Source organism: Streptomyces sparsus (genome assembly GCF_054776295.1).
The window spans coordinates 1-2,415 of sequence record NZ_BAAHCA010000765.1; the positions used below are offsets into that span (position 1 = coordinate 1).

A 2,415-nucleotide genomic window follows, 5' to 3' on the forward strand; every position below is an offset into this window, starting at 1 on the left:
GCCCGGCAGGTCCGGGGCGGGTGAGGCGGCCCCGCCCGCGGCGAGCAGCGCGACGTGGTCGCGGAAGGTGCTGCGCAGCGGCGGGAGGTGCGGCGTCTCACCGCGGGCCAACGCTGCGTGGGCGGTGAGCAGTTCGCGGCCCAGCAGAGCCGCGCTGTAGCCGTCCCCGATGAGGTGGTGGGCGTGCACCACGAGGACGTGCTCGTCCGGCGCCAGGGTGAGCAGCCTCAGGCGCAGCAGCGGCCAGGCCCACGGTTCGAAGCGGCGGCGCCGCTCCGCGGCGACACGGTCCTCCAACTCCGCCGGTGAGGTGAGGGTTTCGAAGTCGACGGGGAGACGCAGCGCGGGAGGCAGCTCCTGCTGGACCGGCGGTCTGGCCCCGGCGGGGAAAACGGTACGCAGCATGGGATGGCGCGTGACCAGCAGGTCGACGGCGCGCTGGAAGTCGGCGGGGCGCAGGGTCCCCCGGAGTCGGAGTCGGGCGAGCCAGGCCGAGCCGCTGCCGGGCGCAAGCGTCTCCGCCAGCAGGAAGCCGCGCTGGGTGGGGGTGAGCGGGTAGGGCGTGACGGGCGCTGGGGCCGGGCCTCCGTCTCCGGCCCGGACGGCGTCCGGAGCCGGGCGGGCGTCGGGGGCAGGGCAGGTGCCGGGGGCAGGGCGGGCGTCGGGCGCTGGTCGGGCGTCCGCCCGCCGGGTGGTCGCGTCGATGGTGGCGGCGAGTGCGGCCAGGGTGCCGTGGTCGTAGATGGCGGTCGGTCGGGGCAGGGCGGGGAAGTCCGGTTCCAGTCGGGCGAAGACCTCCAGGACGAGCAGGGAGTCACCGCCGAGGGCGAAGAAGTCGTCCTCCCGGTACACGTGGGGGACGTCGAGCAGCGCCGACCACACCTCGGCCAGTCGGCGTTCGGTGCGGGTGCGGGGTGCTGTCCCGCAGTCGGTGGCCGCGCTGGGCGCCGGTCCGGTGGCGGGCGTCGGCTGTGTCGTGGGGTGGTCCGGCAGTGCCTCCGGAGAGGTGAGGCGGCGTCGGTCCGTCTTGCCCGTGTCGGTGAGGGGCATCGTCGGCACGTGGTGGATGCGGGCCGGCAGCATGTAGTCCGGCAGCTGCCGTGCCAGGTGGGCGCGCAGGGTCACGGGGTCCGGCGCCGGCAGGTCCCGGTCGGGCTCCACGAAGGCGGTGAGGCGGTCGTCACGATGGACGACGGCTGCTCTGGCGACGCCGGGATGGGTGAGCAGCGCGGCCTCGATCTCACCCGGCTCCACCCGGTGGCCTCTGACCTTCACCTGGTCGTCGAGTCGGCCGAGGAAGTCGAGCAGGCCGTCGGGGCGTTGGCGGACGAGGTCTCCGCTGCGGTACCAGCGGCGCCCGTCCCGCTCGGTGAACGCCGCCGCGGTCAGCTCCGGTTCGCCGAGGTAGCCGGGGCTCAGGCCGATACCGGCGATGAGCAGCTCACCGGCTTCGTCCGGCTCGCAGCGCCTGCCGTCGGGTGCCACCACTCTCACGTCCGTCCCTGCGACGGGACGGCCGATCGGCAGTTGCCGCACGTCGTCACCGGGACGGCTGTCGATGACGTGGCAGGTGGCGTTGATCGTGGTCTCGGTGGGGCCGTAGAGATTGGCGACTCGCCGGCCACCTCCGAACAGGTCGAACCAGCGCCTGACCTGGGCGGCGGGCAGCGCCTCACCACCCACGTGCACCCAGCGCAGCGCGGAGAGGTCGGGCGGCGGGGCACCCCGCCGGACGCGGCGTTCGGCGGCCGTGAGCAGCCGTTCCCAGAGCGTCGGCACCGAGCTCCACACGGTGACGCGGGCGGACTCGACGCGGTCGAGCAGCAGGTCGGGGTCGCGTACCAGCTCGCGGGGCACGGTGACCACGGTGGCGCCCACAAGGAGCGGGGCGAGCAGTTGGCGTACCGAGGCGTCGAAGCAGAGGGAGGCGGTCTGGGCGAGCCGGTCCCCCGCGTGGTAGCCGAAGGTGTGCAGCGCCCAGTCCAGGTAGTTGGCCAGCGACCGGTGCGTGACGGGAACGGCCTTCGGGCGCCCGGTCGAGCCGGAGGTGAAGATCACGTAGGCGATGGCCTCCGGCCAGGGCAGGTCGGGAGCGGACGGTTCGGGAGCGAGGTCCGGAGCCGGGCTCGGGTTCGGCGACGAGCCCGGTCCCGGTGTTGTGCTGTCCACGTCGATGGTGACGGGAACGGCCAGGGAGTCCGCGGTGGCGCGGGTGGCGGAGTGGCAGACGAGGGCCCTGGCACCGGTTCGGGCCAGCTGGGCGGTGAGCCGGGCTGCCGGATGCCCGGCGTCCAGCGGGACCCATCCGGCCCCGGCGCGCAGGATGCCGACCACACCGGCGACGGCGTCGCACCCGGGCTCGGTGAGCAGCCCCACGAGGTCGCCGGCTGCCACTCCCCGGGCCCGGAGCCGTCC

General features: G+C 74.8%; 1 protein-coding gene. It reads right to left on the reverse strand.

From position 1 onward, the window contains the following. The coding region (locus ACYVE9_RS23120) for an amino acid adenylation domain-containing protein (RefSeq protein WP_461029823.1) at nucleotides 1–2,415 on the reverse strand (2,415 nt) is incomplete at both ends.